Origin of the sequence: Pseudomonas putida, from assembly GCF_002741075.1 — a bacterium.
Taxonomy (GTDB): domain Bacteria; phylum Pseudomonadota; class Gammaproteobacteria; order Pseudomonadales; family Pseudomonadaceae; genus Aquipseudomonas; species Aquipseudomonas putida_T.
The window spans coordinates 4,658,621-4,677,960 of record NZ_CP016634.1; the positions used below are offsets into that span (position 1 = coordinate 4,658,621).

Genomic DNA, 19,340 nt, shown 5'->3' on the forward strand with positions numbered 1-19,340 from the left:
AGCTAGCCGCATGAAGCTTGCTGCTCGAGGAACGAGTGATGTCACAAGAACGCCGCTACAGTTTCGAGTTTTTCCCCACCAAGACCGACGCCGGCCATGAAAAGCTGATGGCCGTCGCTCGCCAGCTGGCGGGCTACAACCCTGACTTCTTCTCCTGCACCTATGGTGCCGGTGGTTCCACCCGCGACCGCACCCTGAACACGGTGCTGCAGCTGGAAAGCGAAGTGAAGATTCCTGCCGCGCCGCACCTGTCCTGCGTCGGCGACAGCAAGGAAGAGCTGCGCACCCTGATCGCCCAGTACAAGGCGGCAGGCATCAAGCGCATCGTCGCCCTGCGCGGCGATCTCCCGTCGGGCATGGGCATGGCCTATGGCGAGCTGCGCTACGCCAGCGACCTGGTCGAGTTCATCCGCCAGGAAAGCGGCGATCACTTCCACCTGGAAGTCGCGGCCTATCCGGAGATGCACCCCCAGGCGCGCAACTTCGAGTCCGATCTCGCCAATTTCGTGCACAAGGTCAAGGCTGGTGCGGACAGCGCCATCACCCAGTACTTCTTCAACGCCGAGAGTTATTTCTACTTCGTCGAGCGTGTGCAGCAGATGGGCGTGGACATCCCGGTCGTGCCCGGCATCATGCCGATCACCAACTACAGCAAGCTGGCGCGTTTCTCCGATGCCTGCGGTGCTGAAATCCCTCGCTGGATTCGCAAGCAGCTGGAAGCCTATGGCGACGACACCGCCAGCATCCAGGCGTTTGGCGAAGAGGTGATCACCCGCATGTGCGAACAGCTGCTGCAAGGCGGCGCACCCGGCCTGCACTTCTATACACTGAACCAGGCCGAGCCAAGCCTGGCGATCTGGAACAACCTGAAACTGCCGCGCTGACACATTTCGCTAACAGGTCCTTGAGGCAGACCTAAGATGTTGGTATTAGGCTAGAGCCTTTGATCCTGCCTCAGACCTGTTAGCGAGCGGCCCATGCAGCCTTTGCCTTCCACTACCCCCCAGCTCATCTACCTGGCGTTCGGCGCAAAGACCTACCATCAGGAAGCCTGTTTCAGCATCATCAGTGCCCTTGCCCAGCTGAAAAAGACCGGCAACCAGGCCCTGGACATTCAAGTCCACACCGACGATCCCGCGCCTTACGCAAAACTGCCGGTCACCGTCCACCTGATCGACGATGCAACCCGCGCAGCCTGGGCCCAACCCCATGGCTATCACTTTCGCAGCAAGCATGTGCTGTTGCGCCAGGCCCTTGAGCAGCACTCCCAGGCCGTGCTCATCGACACCGATACGTTCTTCCGGCAATCGCCCATGGAACTGCTACGCCGCGTCAAGCCTGGCAACCTGCTGTGCAATGCCATCGGCGCGCGCTATGGCGAAAACCCGCGGACCGACCTTTACCAAGGCCTGCGCAGCATCCTGCACGAGCGAGGCCTGGCGGATGACCACATGAACCTGGTCAATTCCGGCGTCATCGGGCTGGCCGCAGAGGATGCAGCAATACTCGACCAGTCGATCGCGATGATGGACGAGTTCCACCCCATCGTCCCCAACGCCTATACCCTCGAAGAGTTCTGCCTGGCCGTCGCGGCCTACCGCACGCTCACGCTGGCCGACTGCACCGATGTCATCCACCATTACTGGAGCCGCAAGGACCTGTTCCGCGCCAAGATCCAGGCCTGGCTGCGCAAACACGGCGATGACCCTCTGGGCGAGGCGGCCCTGGCTGATGTAGCCCTGGTCAATGATCGCCTGCCAAAGCCGCCCACCCTGCACCGCCTGGGCTACAAAGCCCTGAGCCTGACCCTACCCAGTCACCAGCGCCAGTTCGCCCGGGAGCTGCTCTACGGTTGCTACCCCTATGCCAATGAATTCGACCGGGCCTGCTCCTTCGCCTGGTGGGACAAAGCACTGGAAAACCTTCAGCAGCGCCATGGACACCTGGACAGCGAGCAACTGCACCAATTGCTGCACCATCCTGGCCTGCGCCTGTCTTTGGGGAGCAAGCACCAGGACGTGCAAGAGCATCTGCTCAAGCCTGACAAAGGCTGACGACAAGGCTTTACTGGCCCCAAGACAGACATTGGACGTACGCTGCCGCCATGCCCAACTTCATCCGTCTTCTTTGTGCCCTGCTGCTCGTCTCCCTGAGCCCATCTGCCCAGGCGGACCGCCTGCGTCTGGTCAGTGACGACTGGGCGCCTTACATCTATTGGGAAGCTGGCCAACCCAGGGGCATCGACTATGAAGTCACCAGCGAAGTGCTCAAGCGGCTTGGCATCGAGGTCGACTGGCAATTCATGCCCTGGAAGCGCTGTCTGGCCATGGTGCAGCAAGGCTTGGCCGACGGCGTGATGGACATTTTCCAGATCGACTCACGCAAGCCGTTCCTGTTCTATCCAGACGAACCACTATCCGACGTGGAGTTCGTACTGTTCCAGAACAACGTCAGGCCACATGCCATCGAACGTTTCGAAGACCTCGAGGGCCTTACCGTAGGTACCTCGCCGGGCTACACCTATGGTCGAGCCTTCAGTGAGTCCCCCCTGTTTCGTCGAGAGCCGGCGCCTACACATGAAGCGAATTTCGGCAAATTGATGCTTGGACGCATCGATCTGCTGGTGACCGACCGTCGGGCAGGGCGCCAATTGCGCCGGCAATTGGGGCTGGAGGGACAGGTCCGGGAGTTGCCTCTGGTGATCAGCCGACACTCCCAGTACCTCGGCCTGGCGCACAAGCCCGGTCGGGACCGCTTGGCCCAAGCGTTCGCCGACGAGCTGCGACGCTTCAAGCAAGAGCCTGCTTATGCGGCCATCAGTGCCCGTTACGACAGCGAACTTGGCAATATTCCTGACGCCGTTGAGCAGCACGAACGCAGCACACCGCGATAGCTCTGTTATACTCGGGCCTTCCCGCCCGGCTCACGCCCGGACGCTCGGCCTCGCAACAGGCATCTCGACCCGTCGGCAACGCACTCCCAGTGCCACCCGCCGCTTCCCGGATGCGCAGTGAATGCCCAGCTGGACCGGACGCGATCGCATCTCGCCGATGCCCGTCGCGCCAGGCAGATCATCCCATCGGGCCCAGCCCCCACGAGAACAGGATTGCCCATGTCCTTTGCTTCCCTCGGTCTCTCCGAGGCTCTTGTCCGCGCTATCGAGGCTGCGGGCTATACCCAGCCCACTCCGGTGCAACAGCGGGCCATTCCCGCCGTGTTGCAAGGTCGCGACCTGATGGTCGCCGCCCAGACAGGTACTGGTAAAACCGGCGGTTTCGCACTGCCGATCCTCGAGCGTCTGTTCCCGGGTGGCCACCCTGACAAATCCCAGCGCCACGGTCCGCGTCAGCCACGCGTACTGGTGCTGACTCCGACCCGCGAACTGGCGGCCCAGGTACACGACAGCTTCAAGGTCTATGCCCGTGACCTGAACCTGATCAGCGCCTGCATCTTTGGCGGTGTCGGCATGAATCCGCAAATCCAGGCCATGGCCAAGGGCGTCGACGTTCTGGTCGCTTGCCCGGGTCGCCTGCTCGACCTCGCCGGTCAAGGCAGCGTGGACCTGTCCCATGTGGAGATCCTGGTCCTCGATGAAGCCGACCGCATGCTCGACATGGGCTTCATCCACGACGTCAAGAAGGTCCTGTCCCGCCTGCCGGCCAAACGCCAGAACCTGCTGTTCTCGGCGACCTTCTCCAAAGACATCACCGACCTTGCCGACAAGCTGCTGCACAACCCTGAGCGCATCGAGGTCACGCCGCCGAACACCACGGTCGAGCGTATCGAACAACGTGTCTATCGCCTGCCCGCCAGCCACAAGCGTGCCTTGTTGGCTCACCTGATCACCCTCGGTGCCTGGGAACAGGTGCTGGTGTTCACCCGCACCAAGCATGGCGCCAACCGCCTGGCCGAGTACCTGGAAAAGCATGGCCTGAGCGCCGCCGCGATCCACGGCAACAAGAGCCAGAACGCCCGCACCAAGGCCCTGGCCGACTTCAAGGCCAACACCGTGCGCGTGCTGGTCGCCACCGATATCGCCGCGCGCGGCCTGGATATCGACCAACTGCCTCACGTGGTCAACTTCGAACTGCCCAATGTCGAGGAAGATTACGTCCACCGCATCGGCCGTACCGGTCGCGCGGGCCGTTCCGGCGAGGCCATCTCCATGGTCGCGCCCGATGAGGAAAAACTGCTCAAGAGCATCGAGCGGGTCACCAAGCAGAAGATCCCGGACGGTGATCTGATGGGCTTCGACCCAAGCCAGGTGGAAGCCGAGAAACCGGAAGTCCGCGAGCGCCCGCAGAACAACGGCCGTGGTGGTCGCAACCAGCAGCGCGCCGAAGGCAGCAAGGACGGCAGCGGCGGTCGCAAGGACAAAGGCAAGGATAAAGGCAAGGCCAAGCAGCACGCCGCCGAGAAGCCAGCCGAGCAGGAAAAGGCCGGCGAGAAGTCCCAGCAGCAGCGCAAGCCACGCAACAAGAAGCCACGCCAACAGCAAGCGGCCCAAGGTCAGAGCGCCATGCCGTCGGCCCCGATTGACCGTGATCCGGAAGAGTTCCTGGACGACGACATCGACAACTTCGGCAACCGCGCCGACTACGTCAGTCCCTACCAGAACGCCAAGAACCAAGGCCGTAATCGTCGTCCTGGGGGCAATGGTGGCCAGCAAGGCCAAAGCCAAAACCAAGGCCAGCGCAATGGCAGCGGCCAGCCGCGCAACAACGGCGGCCAGCGCAAAGGGCAAGGTCAGAGCCAGGGCCAAGGCTCTGGCGAGAAGCGCGCCCGCAACAACAACGGCGGTGCACGTCGCGACAACAATGGTGGCGGTCGCAATCGCTCCTCGAGCCGTGACGACTTCTCCCGCCAGGAACCAGCCGTTCGCAGCCCGCGTGAAACCCACCAGCCGGTGATCATCCGCAAGGAATCCAAGCTCGATCGCTACCCGACGCCAGAGCAGCTCGATGATCTGCCGAGCCGTCCGCGCGGTGAGCGTCCAGCCTTGCTGACCCGCAAGGGCTGATCCCGCAAGCGCCTACGCAAATGAAAACGCCGCCCAATTGGGCGGCGTTTTCATTTGGGCAAAGCGAATTACTTTTGCTTCACGCCTTCGACGCTGATATCCAGGTCCAGGGTCTGGGAGGTCGGGCCTGGGCCTTTGATGCCGAAGTCGTTCAGGTTCAGGGTGGTGGTGGCGTTGAAGCCGGCACGCTCGCCGCCCCATGGGTCCTTGCCTTCACCGTTGAAGGTTGCCTTGAAGGTGACCGGCTTGGTCACACCGTGCATGGTCAAGTCGCCCGTCACGTCGGCAGTCTTGTCGCCGGTCTTCTTCACGCTGGTGGAGACGAACTTGGCTTCCGGATACTTCTTCACGTCCAGGAAGTCGGCGCTGGCGATGTGCTTGTCACGCTCGGCATGGTTCGACCACAGGCTCGCGGTTTTCAGCGCAACGTTGATCTTGCTGTCTTCCGGCTTGGCGCTGTCCCAAGTGAAGCTACCGTCGAAGTCCTTGAAGGTGCCGTGGATGAAGCTGTAGCCCAGGTGGCTGATCTTCCAGTCGACGAACGCGTGCTGGCCTTCCTTGTCGATCTTGTACTCAGCGGCCATGGCCTGACCGGCGCAGAGCAGTGCGGTACCGAGCGCCAGTGCGGCAAAAGTCTTTTTGAACATCCTTACTTCCTTCCTATGCAATTGAGGTAGAGAGTCAAGCTTTGCGGCCCAGCATACGGGTCAGGGTCGCGTCACGGTCGATGAAATGGTGCTTCAGCGCTGCCAAGGCATGCAGGATGGCAAAGATCACCAGCCCCCAGGCCAAGTAGAGGTGTATGGCCCCGGCGGTGTCCACCTGATCGGGCAGGTCACTGACCAGCGCCGGAACCTCGAACCAGTCGAATACGGGAATACCCACCCCATCCGCAGTGGAAATCAGGTACCCGGCAATCATCACGGCGAACAGCCCAAGGTAGAGCGTCGCATGGCCAAGCTTCGCAGCCAGGCGGGTGAACGCGCCGTGGTTAGCCGGCGCTGGCGGCGGCGGGCTGACGAAACGCCAAAGTACACGCAACACCACGACTGCCAACAGCACCAGGCCGATGCTCTTGTGCAGGTCGGGAGCGGACTTGCGCCAAGGGCTGTAGTAGTCGAGGCCGACCATCCACAGGCCGAGGCCGAACAGCCCGAAGACCGCCAGGGCCACCCCCCAATGCATGACAATACTGACCAGACCGTAGCGAGAAGCAGAGTTGCGCAGTTGCATGTTGGCGTGATTCCCCGTGAAAGCTGGTGCACAGACTAACGCGTAACGTATCGAAAGAAAGCGGAAAAATTCGCTTGGGATTATCGACAAATACGATAGGTATTTTGGAAGTTTCCTATTAAGGAAACATTAACGATAGACGTTTGGTGGCGGGTTGTGATTCGTGGGCTTACTTCGCAGGTGACCCCGCTCACAGAGACAGCAGTGTTATTGAGAACACCGCTGTAACTGAGCGGGTTTACCCGCGAAAAAAGTAGCGCAGGGCTGTGCAAGCGCGCACAGCCCGAGCGATCAGCCCGCTTTGGCCTGGGTATTGGCCAAAGGCTTCTTCACAGGCTCGGACTTGGCCGTGGCCTTCTTCACCGGCGCAGGTTTGTGGGCCTGCTTGGCAGCCGGTTTGTGGGTCTGAGCTGGCTTGGCCGGTGCAGCCTTGCTCGCGGCGGGCTTGACGGGCTCCTCCTTGGCCACCGGCGCAGGAGCAGGTGTAGGCTCAGGCGCCACGACCGGGGCGACCTCGTCGGCCTTGGCAATCGGTGCAGCCTTGGTTTCGACCTTGTCGCCGCCACCGAACAGGCGCGAGAAGAAGCCTGGTTTGTCCTGCTTGGCTTCTTCGGTCTTCACGGCTTCGGCCTTGGCAGGTGCTTTGTCAGCTTTGTCGGATGAGCCTCCAAAGAGGTTGGAGAAGAAACCGCCCTTGGCCTTCGCGGCGGTGGCACCCGCGGCGGCAGCGGCGGCGACCGGTGCGGCCTTGGCCAGATCGAACGACTTGCCGGCCGCCAGGTCTTGCACTTGGCTGGCGGCACGCTGGCCGCTGCGCAGCGCGCCTTCCAGGGTGCCCGGGTAGAGTGCGTCGGTGTGTTCGCCGGCGAAGGTCATGCGTTGCACCGGACGCTCCCACAGGCGCCAGTACTTGCTGATCTGGCCGGGGCCGTAGGCCAGGTAGGCACCACCAGTACCTGCGTCGGTGCTGTAGCGGCGCACTTCGTAGCCGGTGAACGCGCCTCGGGCCTGCGGATAGAACGCGTGCAGACGGATCAAGACCTGATCGACCATCTGCTTGTCGCCAAAGGCCTGCAGCAGGCGGGCGTTGTCGCCCGAGAGGTTGATCACCACGTTGGCGCCACCCTTGAGCGCAGGTTCGATCCACAGCATGCCAAGGCCGGCGTTGCTGAAGATCTCACCGGACATGCGCGCACGGCTTTCCCAGACGGGCTTTTTGAACTTGAGCATCATCTGGTCGCGCCAACCGTAGTTGGTGCCCTTCAGAGCCGCCAGGTGCTGGCTGTCCAGGCCCGGGGTCATCTGGATCTTCGCCAGTGCACGCAACGGCACGGCCATGACCAGGTAATCAGCCTGGTAGCCGACGCTACCGACCTTGACCGTCACGCCCTTGCTGTCCTGGATGATCGAGGTGACCGGCGAGCTGGTCTTGATGGTCTTGAGTTGCTTGACGAACGCCTGGGCCAGTACCGGGCTGCCGCCTGGCAGACGGGCAGCGCGCAGGTCGCGATCGCTGACACCACGGTAGACGCGAGTCTGCTGGGCGAAATAGAGCAGCGACAGGCGCGACGGCTCGTCGTAGCGAGTGCGGATCTGCTGGTTGATCAGCTGGCGTGCCGTGGCAGGCAGTTGCAGTTTGTCCAGCCAGGTGGAGACGTTCAGCTGGTCGAGGGCAAACAGGGTGCTGGTGGCGGCCGGGTTCAGCGGGTCGTCGATCGAGCGAGCCAGGTCATCGAGGGTCTTCTCGTAACGCTTGAGCGCATCGGCGGTGGCCGGCTGCTTGGTGGCCAGGTCGGTGGCGCTGAAATACTCGCCGTCGATCAGGTAGCCGGGGGTGCGCACGAATTCGGGCGCTGGCAGTGTTTCAAGCTTGAAACGGTCCAGGTACTGGTTGAGCACCGGCTGGCTCTTGCTGTTGCCAATCCACTCGCTGGTGGCCAGGCCCGAACGGCCGCCCATGCCGGACTTGGCCTCCAGCAGCGTGACCTGCCAGCCTTTGCTCTGCAGCTCATAGGCCGCGGTCAGGCCGGCCAGGCCCCCGCCCACGACGATCGCCGTGGGACTCGTGTCCTTGGCCAGCGCAGCACCGCTGGAGACACCAATCAATACCAACGCGCACAGGCGCACCCAAGCAGCAGCCATGTTGGCGAACTCCGGATCAGAAGTGACAGAAAAGAGGGGGAGAATGCCCCTGGGACGAAATGCGTTAAGAATACGTCAGGTACCCAGACCCTGCCAGCGTAGTGGCATCAAGTGCCTGCCAGCACAGGAAATTTAATTTTCGATGCGATCAAGCGCTGCGCGTCGGTTGTCCTGCGCGGTCCCATTGCTTAGGCTTGTCGGCCTCAGCAAGCCCCGCCAGGAGATCTGCCCATGGGCCTCAACCAACAGTGGATGCAACGTGACCTCAAGGTCCTGTGGCACCCCTGCACCCAGATGAAAGACCACGAGCAGTTACCGTTGATCCCGATCCGCCGTGGTGAAGGCGTGTGGCTGGAAGACTTCGAAGGCAAGCGCTACCTGGACGCCGTCAGCTCCTGGTGGGTCAACGTGTTCGGCCACGCCAATCCGCGCATCAACCAGCGCATCAAGGACCAGGTCGATCAACTCGAACACGTGATCCTGGCCGGGTTCAGCCACCAGCCGGTGATCGAACTGTCCGAACGCCTGGTAGCCATGACACCGACGGGGCTGGACCGGGTGTTCTACGCCGACAACGGCTCTTCGTGCATCGAAGTGGCACTGAAGATGAGCTTCCATTACTGGCAAAACAAAGGCCAGGTGAACAAGAAGCGCTTCGTCACCCTCACCAACAGCTACCACGGTGAAACCATCGCCGCCATGTCGGTGGGTGACGTGCCGTTGTTCACCGAGACCTACAAGGCGCTGCTGCTCGACACCATCAAGGTGCCCAGCCCCGACTGCTACCTACGCCCCGAAGGCATGGGCTGGGAGGAGCACTCGCGCAACATGTTCGCGCTCATGGAACAGACCCTGGCCGAGCATCATGCCAGCCTCGCTGCGGTGATCGTCGAGCCGTTGATTCAGGGTGCTGGCGGCATGCGCATGTACCACCCGGTCTACCTCAAGCTGCTGCGCGAGGCCTGCGACCGTTATGGCGTGCATTTGATTCATGACGAGATCGCCGTAGGCTTCGGCCGCACCGGGACGATGTTCGCCTGCGAACAGGCCGGGATCCGCCCGGACTTCCTGTGCCTTTCCAAGGCGTTGACCGGCGGTTACCTGCCGCTGGCCGCCTGCCTGACCACCGACGATGTCTATCAGGCGTTCTACGACGATTACCCGACCCTGCGCGCCTTCCTCCATTCGCACAGCTACACCGGCAACCCGCTGGCCTGCGCCGCGGCCCTGGCGACGCTGGATATCTTCGAACAGGACAACGTGATCGAGGCCAACAAGGCTCTGTCGGCGCGCATGGCCAGTGCCACCGCCCACCTGGCCGACCACGCCCATGTCGCCGAGATCCGCCAGACCGGCATGGCCCTGGCCATCGAGATGGTCCAGGACAAAGCCAGCAAGACCGCCTACCCCTGGCAGGAGCGGCGCGGCCTGAAGGTCTTCGAACATGCCCTGACCCGTGGTGCGCTGCTGCGACCGCTGGGCAGCGTGGTGTACTTCCTGCCGCCTTACGTCATCACCCCAGAGCAGATCGACTTCCTCGCCGAGGTGGCCAGCGAAGGCATCGACATCGCGACCCGCAGCAGCGTCAGCGTGGCGGTGCCGGCCAATTTCCACCCCGACTTCCGCGATCCGGGCTAACCACGCAAACCTGAACGCATATCCCTTGTAGGAGCGGCCTCGTGCCGCGAAAGACCGCTCCTACAGAGGACGAGTCCCCTTTCCAACGAGCATGCCATGAGACTGTCCCGCTTCTTCATCGACGCCCCTCTGAGCCTCGGCGAGCACGAGCTGCCCGAAGCCCAGGCCCACTACATTGGCCGCGTGCTGCGCATGGCCGCTGGCGACGCCGTGCAACTGTTCGACGGCAGTGGCCAGGAATTTCGTGGCCAGTTGCTCGAAGTCGGCAAGAAAACCGTGCGCGTCAGCCTCGACCAGGCGCTGCCCGGCCAGGCCGAATCGCCTTTGCACGTCCACCTGGGCCAAGGTCTGTCTCGCGGCGAGCGGATGGACTGGGCGATCCAGAAGGCCACCGAGCTTGGTGCCAACGCCATCACCCCAATCGTCAGCGAGCGCTGCGAAGTGCGCCTGAAGGACGAGCGTGCCGACAAACGCCTGGCCCATTGGCGGCAGGTGGCGATCAGCGCCTGCGAACAGTGCGGCCGCTCGACACTGCCGGTGATCCACCCACCGGTGACCCTGGCCGAATGGCTCAAGGACACCGAGGCCGACCTCAAACTGGTGCTGCACCCGGTCGCTGAACCGCTGACCAGCCACGCACGCCCTGCCCGCCTGGCGTTCCTGATCGGCCCCGAGGGGGGCTTGAGCGACGCCGAAGTCGATCAGGCCAAGGCGGCGGGCTTCCATGCCGCGCGTCTTGGGCCACGGGTCCTGCGCACCGAGACCGCGCCGGTGGTCGCGCTCTCTGTGGCCCAGCAACTGTGGGGCGACTTCTAACGCACGTAGAAGAACACCGCGACGAAGTGCATCAGGCTTCCCGCGATGACGAACAGGTGCCAGATGCCATGCCAGTGGCGAAAGCGGCTGTCGAAGGCGAAGAACAGGATACCGATGGTGTAGAACGCCCCGCCGGCCGCCAGCCAGGCGAAGCCGGCGGCGCCCAGGCTGTGAAGCAACGGCTCGACCGCCACCAGGACGATCCAGCCCATTACCGCATAGATGATGATCGACAGCACCCGCGCCTCGGAGCGCGGTTTGATCTCCTGGAGCATGCCGATCAAGGCCAGCCCCCAGACCACGCCGAACAGGCTCCACCCCCACGGGCCGCGAAGGCTGACCAGGCAGAAGGGCGTGTAGCTGCCGGCGATGAGCAGGTAGATCGACAAGTGATCGAGCTTGCGCATGATCACCTTCGCCCGGCCACGGGTACTGTGGTAGAGCGTGGAGATGCTGTAGAGCAGCAGCAAGGTGCTGCCGTAGATGGAAAAACTGACGATCTTCCACGGATCGCCCTGCAACCCGGCCACGACGATCAGCCAGATGGCTCCGATACAGGCCAGCACGGCACCGACCAGGTGCGTCCAGGCGTTGAAGCGTTCACCGTAATACATGCAAACACTGACCTCCCTGACAGCTTCAAGTTTCAAGCTGCATGCCTCAAGCAAAGCACGCCGATGGGCGAGCCCAATGCGGTCAGCTTGCCGCTTGAAGCTTACAATTTGAAGCTAGTGGAGATCCGCGTCACGCACCATCCGCTCCAGCGCCGCCAGATCAGGCACCCGCGCCACTTGCTCGCCCACCTGCACCGCCGCCAGCTCCAGGCTCGCCAACGGCACATCCACGTAATTGAGCTGGCTGTCGAGCTTGCACGAGCGCGGGATGTCCTGCAGCAACAGCGCCAGGTAGCGCAGACCGGTATCGCCCAGTGCGTTGAGCACCACGACCCGCGCCCGCTCACCACAGACCGTCTCACCGCCACAGGCGGCCTCCAGGCCGATCAGCGGCAGGCGCTGCTGACGCCAGTCGATCCAGCCCAGGTGCCAGGCTGGGTCGCCCGCCTGGCAGGCGAAGGTGCGCTGGCCGATCAACTCGGCCACTGCCACGTTGGGCAGCACCAGGGTGCGGTCGCTCAAGGGCAGCAGCAGGCCGGTCAGAGTGCTGCGCTGGCCGGCGATGTACTCAAGCATGAGGCTGGCTCCAATGGGCGATGCTCTGCAACAGGACAGACTCCTGATACGGCTTGCCCAGGTAATCGTTGACGCCGATGGCCATGGCCCGGTCGCGGTGCTTCTGACCGGTACGTGAGGTGATCATGATGATCGGCAGGTCCTTCAGGCGGGCATCGCGACGGATGCGGGTGGCCACCTCGAAGCCATCCATGCGTGGCATCTCGATATCCAGCAGCAGCACATCGGGGCGATGCTCCTCCAGCAGGGCCATGGCATCCACCCCATCCTTGGCCGTCAGCACGCTCATGCCGTGGCGCTCCAGCAGACGGCTGGTGACCTTGCGCACGGTGACCGAGTCGTCCACCACCATCACCAGCAGACGCTGACGCGGTGCCGGGCCGAACACCGGGCGCGGCCCACCGTAGCCACCCGGCAGGCGAGCCAGGCGCCGCTGCTGCCCACGCAGTTGGCCGAGCAAATCAAGAATCAGCACCACCCGGCCATCCCCCAGCAAGGTCGCCCCGGACAGGCCCGGCACCGCCGCGAACTGCGGCCCCAGGCTCTTGACCACAATCTCTCGGCTCGGCGACAGGCTGTCGACCTGGATGGCGAACGACTGCTCCTGGGAATGCAGCAGCAACACCGGCAACGGCACGCTCTGCCCCAGCAAACTCGGCCGCGCCCCGCCGCCCTGCAGCACCTCGCCGAGGTAGCGCAGATCGTATTCATGCCCGGCATAGACGTAGCGTGGCGCGCTCAACTGATAGCACGCTTCGAGCTCTGCGGGGGGCACACGCACGATGCCTTCGATGGTGTTGAGCGGGATGGCGTACTGCTCATCCCCCAGGTGCACCATCAGCGCTCGGTTCACCGACACGGTGAACGGCAGGCGGATCAAGAACCGCGCCCCTTTGCCCGGGCTCGACTCGATACTCATCGAACCGCCCAACTGCTTGACCTCTTCATGCACCACGTCCATCCCCAGGCCGCGCCCGGAGATCTGGGTGATCCTCTCGGCGGTGGAGAACCCCGGACGCAGGATGAACTGCAGGATCTCGTGGTCGCTCAAGTACGCCTGCGGGTCCAGCAGGCCACGCTTGATGGCCTTGTTGCGCACCGCCTCAAGCGGCACCCCGGCACCGTCGTCGCTCATCTCGATGACGATATCGGCCCCTTCGTGGAGCAGGTTCAGGTGGATGGTGCCCTGCTCCGGCTTGCCTGCCGCCAGGCGCGCCTCACGCGACTCCAGGCCGTGGTCCACGGCATTGCGCAGCATATGCTCCAAGGGCGCCACCATGCGTTCGAGCACGCTGCGGTCCAACTCGCCTTCTGCATTGCCCACCACCAGCTCGACCTGTTTGCCCAACTCGCTGGCCACCTGACGCACCACCCGCTGCAAGCGCGGCACCAGGCGCTCGAAGGGCACCATCAAGGTGGCCGTGAGGCCTTCTTGCAACTGGCTGTTCACCCGCGCTTGCTGCTGCAGCAGGCTGTAGGCCTCTTGGGCGCGCAGGGCCAGGGTTTCCTTGAGGTCGAGTAGGTCGGAGGCCGACTCGAACAACGCCCGGGACAACTGCTGCAACTGGGAATGACGGTCCATCTCCAGAGGGTCGAAGTCTTCGTAGGCGTCGCCCTCGGCCGGGTAACGGCTGGATATTCGCCCTTGGGTCTCGATGTCCAGGCGCAGCAGCTGGTCACGCATCCGCTCAAGCGTGGTTTCCATCTCGTTGAGGGCGAACTGGGCGTCGTTGACCTGCTGCTCGATGCGCCCGCGAATGACGGAGTGCTCGCTGGCAAGGTTGCCCAGGTCATCCAGCAGCTCGGCGTCCACCTTGACCATGTCACCCGGCACACGCTCCGGCGTGGTGGCCGGCGCCTCGGGAGAGGGCGTTTCGACCGGAGCCTGGCCGGCCGCGCTGTCGGTCAAGGCGGCGCTGCTGAAGTTGCGGATATAGTCGATCAGCGCCGTGGCCGCGTGCAGCGGCTGGCCCAGGCGCACGGCATCGAGCATGTGCGCCAGGCGATCGTGGCAGTTCTGCAACAGGGCGAACAGGGGCGGGCTCGGCGGCAGCCGCCCGGCGGCGAGCAGCTCGTACAAGAACTCCAATTCATGGGCCAGGTCGCCGATGGCGGCGATCTCGACCATCCGCGCCCCACCCTTGAGGGTGTGCAGATCGCGCAGCAGGTTTTCCACCTCGACGCTGTTGCGCGGATCGGCCTGCCAACGTGCCAACGCAGCGGCGGCGCTTTCGACGATGTCCGAGCTTTCTTCGAGAAAGACCTCCAGCAGTTCGTTGTCGCTGGAGCGCTGGGCGTCGTCCGCCACCGCCTCGACGGCCGCAGGCGCTGGCGGCGCATGGCGATACTCGCGCAACTCGCCCAAAAGCGCCGTTGCCGAAACCGGCGTCTGCCCATCGCGCAGGGCCTGCAACATCTGCCCGACGGCCTGATGGCCGCGGCGCAGCAGCGCGAGCAGCAGGGGCGTGGCGCCCAGACGCCGGTCCACCAGGTCCTCATAAAGCGCACCCAGTGCCTGCGCTAGCACCTCAACCCCACCCACGGCCGCCATCTGCGCACCGCCCTTGAGGGTCTGGATATCGTGCTGCAAGGTCGACAACGCCGAGAAGTTGTCCGGGTCCTGGGCCCACTGCGCCAGTACCTGGTCGGCACCGTCGAGGATATCGCCCGCTTCGTCGAGGAACAGCTGCACCAATGCCGGATCGTTCGGTGCCGGGTAGGTCGCCAGCGGGGTCACCGCATCCTGCCCCACCACGCCCATGATCCCGGGGTCCAGGGCGTCGTCCAACAGGCCGCGCATGGCCGCGATGCAATCGACGCGCGCACTGAGTTCCTGGCCGGCGGCTATCTCGTCGAACAGGTCGAGCAGCGCCTCATGGGCCTGCTGGGCCAGGGCGAAGAATCGCGGGTTGGCGGCCAGGCTGCCCTCTTCCACCGCGCCATACAGGTCGAGCAACGCCTCGCAGACCTCATCCACTTGCCACAGCTCGGCCAGGTACGCCGACTGGCCAAGGGTGGTCAGCTCATCCAGCAGGGTTTCCAGTACCGAACGGTCGCCTGGTTGCGCCTGCCAGCGCGACAACAGGGCCTCGGCCTCGAGCAGGGTATCCATGCCCTGGGTCAGGAATGTGGTGATTCGCTGCGGATCGCGCTTGGGTCGATGGCTGTGCTGTGGGTCCTGCTGAAGGAAGGCCAGGCGTACATCCACCGACTGCCCGACTTCCTCGATCAACTGCACCGCCCCCGGAATGGGAGCCAACGGCGTGCTGCCCAGTTGGGCAAGGCCGAGGTGGAACAGCGCACGCGCCGCCTCCAGCCACTCCAGCTCCGCCACCTGCAAGGGCAATTCGTGGCCCTTGTATTCCCGCACCAGACGGTCGAAGGCGGTGGCCAGCTCGGCGATCGGCAGGACCCCGGCCATCGCCGCGCTGCCCTTGAGGGTATGCAGGGCGCGCTGCAGGCTGTCGTTGACAGGCGTGCCATGTCCATCGGCATCGCGCAGGAACGCTTCCAGGCTGGCGAGGTGGCCCTGGGCCTCGTTGCCGAAGATCGCCAGCAGTTGCGGGTCGAGCCCGTCCACCTGCGCCGGCACGGGCGCATCGTTGATCGCCAGATGGTGCAGGTGACTGGACAACGGCTCGACCTCGACCCGCGACGGCAGATGCCCCACCGCGAAATCGGCGAGCAGGTCCGGGAGCCGAACGAATACCTGCTGCAGGGCCAGCACGCCGTCGGCGCCGAGGGTGATGCGCCCTTCCAGCACACGATTGAGCAAGTGCTCGGCGCCCCAGGCAAGCTCCGCCAGCGCCTCGGCATGGACCATGCGCCCACTGCCCTTGAGGGTATGCAGGGCCCGGCGTACCTCGACCAGGGCGTCGCGTAAGGCATTGTCGGCGCGCCAGCGCAGCCAGTGGCGTTCGATTTCCGGGAGCAGTTCGCCGGCCTCTTCGAGGAAGACATCGCGCAACTCGTCATCGACCACCTCGAGCTCGACGCTGGCGTGGGCCTGCCCACACGCCACCCCAAGCGCCGCCAGGCTGGCCCGGGCCCTGTCGATGAACGGCTGGGCGTCTACCAGCGGGTCGGCTACCCGCCATTGCACATGGCATTCGCCGGCACTCAGGGCCTCGGCCAGGTGTGCCAGTTCATCTGCAGGTGGCGGCTGCTCCAGGTGTGATAGCCAACCCTGCACGAAACCGGCGCAACCACCGAACACCTCGGCGGCCTCAGGCCACATCAGCATCGTCAGCGCACCACGGATCTGATGCAAAAGCCCCGGCAGCGGCTGCAAGCGCTCCGCTGGCCAGCCCGACTCCAGGCAGTCGCCGATCAGATCCTTGGCCTGTTGCAGCACCGCCAGGGACTCATTGAGCACCAGTTGGCGAATCTCTGTCAGGTCCGCTCCCGGCAGGCCGCTCTGGCCGCTCTCTTCCAGCGGGCCGACCATGCCGTTGAGCGTAGCCTCCACGTACAACAGGGCACCGGCGACATCCATCAGCACGGCATCGTCCACCGCCTGCTCACCCTGGGCCAGGGCCTGCAGCACCAACACCTGGTCGATGATGACCCGGCGCGGCTGCTGGAAAGCAAGCACCGCCAGGGTATCGGCGACCTGGCGCAACGGCGCCAACAGGGCCTCCAGGTGCTCATGCTGCGAGCGGTCACCTCGCATGTACTGGTCCAGGCGGTCCTTGATGCGCATCAGGTCATCGCACAGCGCAGTCACCACCGAGCGTAGGGCGTCTCGTCCGTGACCGGCCTGCAACTGCTCGCGCCAGTTGCCCAGGGACAAGTCCAGGTCAGCCAGGTCGGCCGCCCCGGCCAGGCGCTGGGCCACGCCACCGACCAGGCTGCCCTGGGGCAATGGCTCGACGCCACGGCAGTTGCGCAACTGGTTGAGCAGGGGCACCACCACCAACGGCAGGTCATGTCGCGAGCCGCGCAGTCGCTCCAGATACGGCGGCAATTGCTCAAGCCCCCGGAACAGCGCACCCAGGCAGTCGCCCCGCGGGCTGACCTGGCCATCAGCCATGGCCCGTCCCAGCAGCTCAAGCTCTTCGGCAAGGTGCGCCGCGCCGCGCAGTTCGAGCATGCGCAGGCAGCCCTGGACCTGATGCAGGTTGTCGACGAAAAAGGCCAGCATCGCCGGATCGCCCGGCTCGCTGGCGAACCGCTCCAGGGCCTGACGGGCCTGCCCCAGGCAATCGAGGATGGGCGCTTTGACCCATGCGAGAGCGACAGTGTCGTGGCGTTCGGGGCTCACTGCTGAAGCAGCCATCAGTCGCTCCTCAACGCCGCTCGGCGGGTGCCGGCAGAGTGAACCCGGACACCGAGCGACGCATCTCGCTGGCCATGCGCGCCAGGTGGCGGATGCTGTCGGCGGTGGCGCTGGAGCCGGCCGAGGTCTGGGCAGTGATTTGCTGGATCACCGCCATGGTGTGGGAGATCTGCCCGGCCGAGGAGGTCTGCAACTGGGCCGCATCGGAAATACTGTGGATCAGCTCGGCGAGGGTCTGCGACACCCCTTCGATCTCGGCCAAGGCCACTCCGGCGTCCTGGGCCAGGCGCGCACCGCGCACCACTTCGGCGGTGGTCTGCTCCATGGAGATCACCGCCTCGTTGGTATCGACCTGAATGGTCCGCACCAGCGCCTCGATCTGTCGGGTAGCCGACGAGGAGCGTTCGGCCAGGCGCTGCACCTCATCGGCGACCACGGCAAAACCGCGCCCCGCCTCGCCGGCAAGGGACGCCTGGATCGCGGCATTGAGTGCGAGGATGTTGGTCTGGTCGGCAATGTCGTCGATCAGGCTGACGATATCGCCAATCTCCTGGGAGGACTCGCCCAGGCGTTTGATCCGCTTGGCGGTGTCCTGGATCTGTTCACGGATGTTGTCCATGCCGTGGATGGTGTTGTGCACCACCTCGTTGCCCTTGTTGGCAATGGCCACCGAACGCTCGGCCACCTTGGCCGATTCGTAGGCGTGGGACGACACCCGGTCGATCGACTCGACCATGTCGCCCACCGCCAGGGACGCCTCGCTGATCTGCTCGGCCTGGTGTTCGGAGGCCTTGGCCAGCTGACGTGCGGTGTTCTGGGTGTCCTGCACGGCGGCGGCGACTTGCTCGGCACTGTGGTTGATGGTGGCCACCAGGTCGCGCAACTGGTCGACCGAATAGTTGATCGAATCGGCGATGGCGCCGGTGAAGTCCTCGGTGACCGACACCGTGACAGTGAGGTCGCCATCGGCCAGCTCCTCGATCTCGTCCAGTAGACGCATGATCGCCTGCTGGTTGCGCTCGTTCTTCTCGGCGGTCTCGCGCAGCTGGCGGTGGGTGGCGCGCACCATCACGAGGCCAATGAGGATGATCGAAGCCAGCGCCACCAACCCCAACAGATAACCGCCGACAGTGGCCAGGGTGCGGCCGCTGGCCAGGTTCTCGAAGCTGTTGGCCAGGTGTGAGGCTTCATCGAGCAGGGTTTGCGAGAGGCTGAAGATATTGCCGGCCGCCTCCCGCACGCGCAGTAGCTCGGGCGACGTTTCGAGGATTTCGTCCACAGAGCCTGAGACGAACTGGAACAGTTCGGCGATTTCGGCCAGCCGGGCGCGGGCATCGGCGTCCTCGACCTTGGTCACGTGAATCGCCGGGTTGCCGCCGAGCATACCTTCGAGGACCTGCCCAAAGCGACTGGCATCGCGGCCAAAGGCGTCGGCGGCCTGCACCGAGGTGTCGTCGCCGGCCAGCACGGTGTTCACCGAGCCGAGGATGCGCTCGGCCAACAGCAACTGGCGCTGGGCTACCGCCACCTGGCTCGCCGGGGCACCGCTCTGCAGAAGGATCTCCACGACTTTTTCGTATTCGACCTGCAACTGCGGCACGGTCTCGGCCAGCGTCGCCGCCACCTGATGCAGCGACAGCACGGTCTGCTCGCTGGCCAGGATGGTGTCGGTATTCTTGCGCAGGTTGTCCCAGTCCTGGCGGACCGCGTCCATCTCGTCACGCACGGTCAGCGGCGCAGGCGGCAGCCCAGTGGCCTTGTCGCCCTCGCGCAGGTAGCGCCAACGCCGCTCGAAGTCATTGCGCGCATCGGACAGCAGCTTGAACGCCAGAGCCTTGCCGGCTGCCGCCTCGGTGGCGTTCTTGGCGATGCGCTGGGACAGCACACGCAACTCGCCGGCATGGCCGATGTACTGCTTGTCGTAGTTGGACTGGGTATTGAGGTAGGCGAAGTTGGCGAACAGCAGGATGATCGCCAGGATCAGCACCAGAAACAGCGCGGTGATCTGCGCGATACTGCGGCT

At 64.3% G+C, this 19,340-nt stretch carries 13 protein-coding genes; 6 read left to right on the top strand and 7 right to left on the bottom strand.

All coding sequences use genetic code 11. The features are described from left to right. The first annotated feature begins 38 nt into the window (after positions 1–38). The 4 genes from metF (at position 39) to IEC33019_RS21780 (ending at position 5,020) form a co-directional block, all read left to right on the top strand. Positions 39–884 (top strand): methylenetetrahydrofolate reductase [NAD(P)H], encoded by an 846-nt coding sequence (gene metF, locus IEC33019_RS21765; protein ID WP_070090554.1) that lies wholly within the window; start codon positions 39–41, stop codon positions 882–884. 93 nt (positions 885–977) lie between these two features. After that, entirely contained in the window at positions 978–2,054 is a 1,077-nt protein-coding gene (locus IEC33019_RS21770) for a hypothetical protein (RefSeq protein ID WP_070090555.1), read from the top strand. A gap of 50 nt (positions 2,055–2,104) precedes the next feature. Then, on the top strand, positions 2,105–2,893 hold the full coding sequence (locus IEC33019_RS21775) for a substrate-binding periplasmic protein (RefSeq protein ID WP_070090556.1): 789 nt from the start codon (positions 2,105–2,107) through the stop codon (positions 2,891–2,893). Between the two features lie 219 nt (positions 2,894–3,112). Beyond that, on the top strand, positions 3,113–5,020 hold the full coding sequence (locus IEC33019_RS21780) for a DEAD/DEAH box helicase (RefSeq protein WP_070090557.1): 1,908 nt from the start codon (positions 3,113–3,115) through the stop codon (positions 5,018–5,020). Between the two features lie 68 nt (positions 5,021–5,088). Here the strand turns inward: IEC33019_RS21780 and IEC33019_RS21785 are convergent, their stop codons facing one another. The 3 genes from IEC33019_RS21785 to IEC33019_RS21795 all read right to left on the bottom strand — a co-directional run bounded on the left by IEC33019_RS21785 (position 5,089) and on the right by IEC33019_RS21795 (position 8,395). Further along, a complete protein-coding gene (locus tag IEC33019_RS21785; protein WP_070090558.1) occupies positions 5,089–5,667 on the bottom strand; it encodes a YceI family protein in 579 nt (192 codons plus the stop codon). 34 nt (positions 5,668–5,701) lie between these two features. Further along, positions 5,702–6,253, bottom strand: coding sequence for a cytochrome b (locus IEC33019_RS21790; RefSeq protein WP_099593909.1), 552 nt, complete (start codon positions 6,251–6,253; stop codon positions 5,702–5,704). Between the two features lie 291 nt (positions 6,254–6,544). Further along, a complete protein-coding gene (locus IEC33019_RS21795) occupies positions 6,545–8,395 on the bottom strand; it encodes a flavin monoamine oxidase family protein (RefSeq protein WP_070090560.1) in 1,851 nt (616 codons plus the stop codon). Between the two features lie 231 nt (positions 8,396–8,626). On the opposite strand from IEC33019_RS21795, the gene IEC33019_RS21800 reads away from it, so the two are divergent. Together IEC33019_RS21800 and IEC33019_RS21805 are read left to right on the top strand one after the other, a co-directional pair. Continuing rightward, the gene (locus IEC33019_RS21800; RefSeq protein WP_070090561.1) at positions 8,627–10,033 is read left to right on the top strand and encodes an adenosylmethionine--8-amino-7-oxononanoate transaminase; all 1,407 of its coding nucleotides are present in this window, start codon (positions 8,627–8,629) and stop codon (positions 10,031–10,033) included. 96 nt (positions 10,034–10,129) lie between these two features. Continuing rightward, positions 10,130–10,849: a 16S rRNA (uracil(1498)-N(3))-methyltransferase gene (locus tag IEC33019_RS21805; protein WP_070090562.1), complete on the top strand. Its 720-nt coding sequence runs from the start codon at positions 10,130–10,132 to the stop codon at positions 10,847–10,849. On the opposite strand, the gene trhA is transcribed toward IEC33019_RS21805, so the two are convergent. The 4 genes from trhA to IEC33019_RS21825 all read right to left on the bottom strand — a co-directional run bounded on the left by trhA (position 10,846) and on the right by IEC33019_RS21825 (position 19,331). Further along, positions 10,846–11,463 (bottom strand): PAQR family membrane homeostasis protein TrhA, encoded by a 618-nt coding sequence (gene trhA / locus IEC33019_RS21810; RefSeq protein WP_070090563.1) that lies wholly within the window; start codon positions 11,461–11,463, stop codon positions 10,846–10,848. The two genes, IEC33019_RS21805 and trhA, sit on opposite strands and share 4 nt — an antisense overlap. 114 nt (positions 11,464–11,577) lie before the next feature. Further along, a complete protein-coding gene (locus IEC33019_RS21815) occupies positions 11,578–12,039 on the bottom strand; it encodes a chemotaxis protein CheW (protein ID WP_070090564.1) in 462 nt (153 codons plus the stop codon). After that, the gene (locus IEC33019_RS21820) at positions 12,032–17,317 is read right to left on the bottom strand and encodes a hybrid sensor histidine kinase/response regulator (RefSeq protein WP_070090565.1); all 5,286 of its coding nucleotides are present in this window, start codon (positions 17,315–17,317) and stop codon (positions 12,032–12,034) included. Before IEC33019_RS21820 ends, IEC33019_RS21815 begins: the two co-directional genes overlap by 8 nt. 10 nt (positions 17,318–17,327) lie before the next feature. Further along, complete coding sequence (locus IEC33019_RS21825; protein WP_232092099.1) at positions 17,328–19,331, bottom strand: methyl-accepting chemotaxis protein; 2,004 nt, start codon at positions 19,329–19,331, stop codon at positions 17,328–17,330. Positions 19,332–19,340 lie beyond the last annotated feature (9 nt).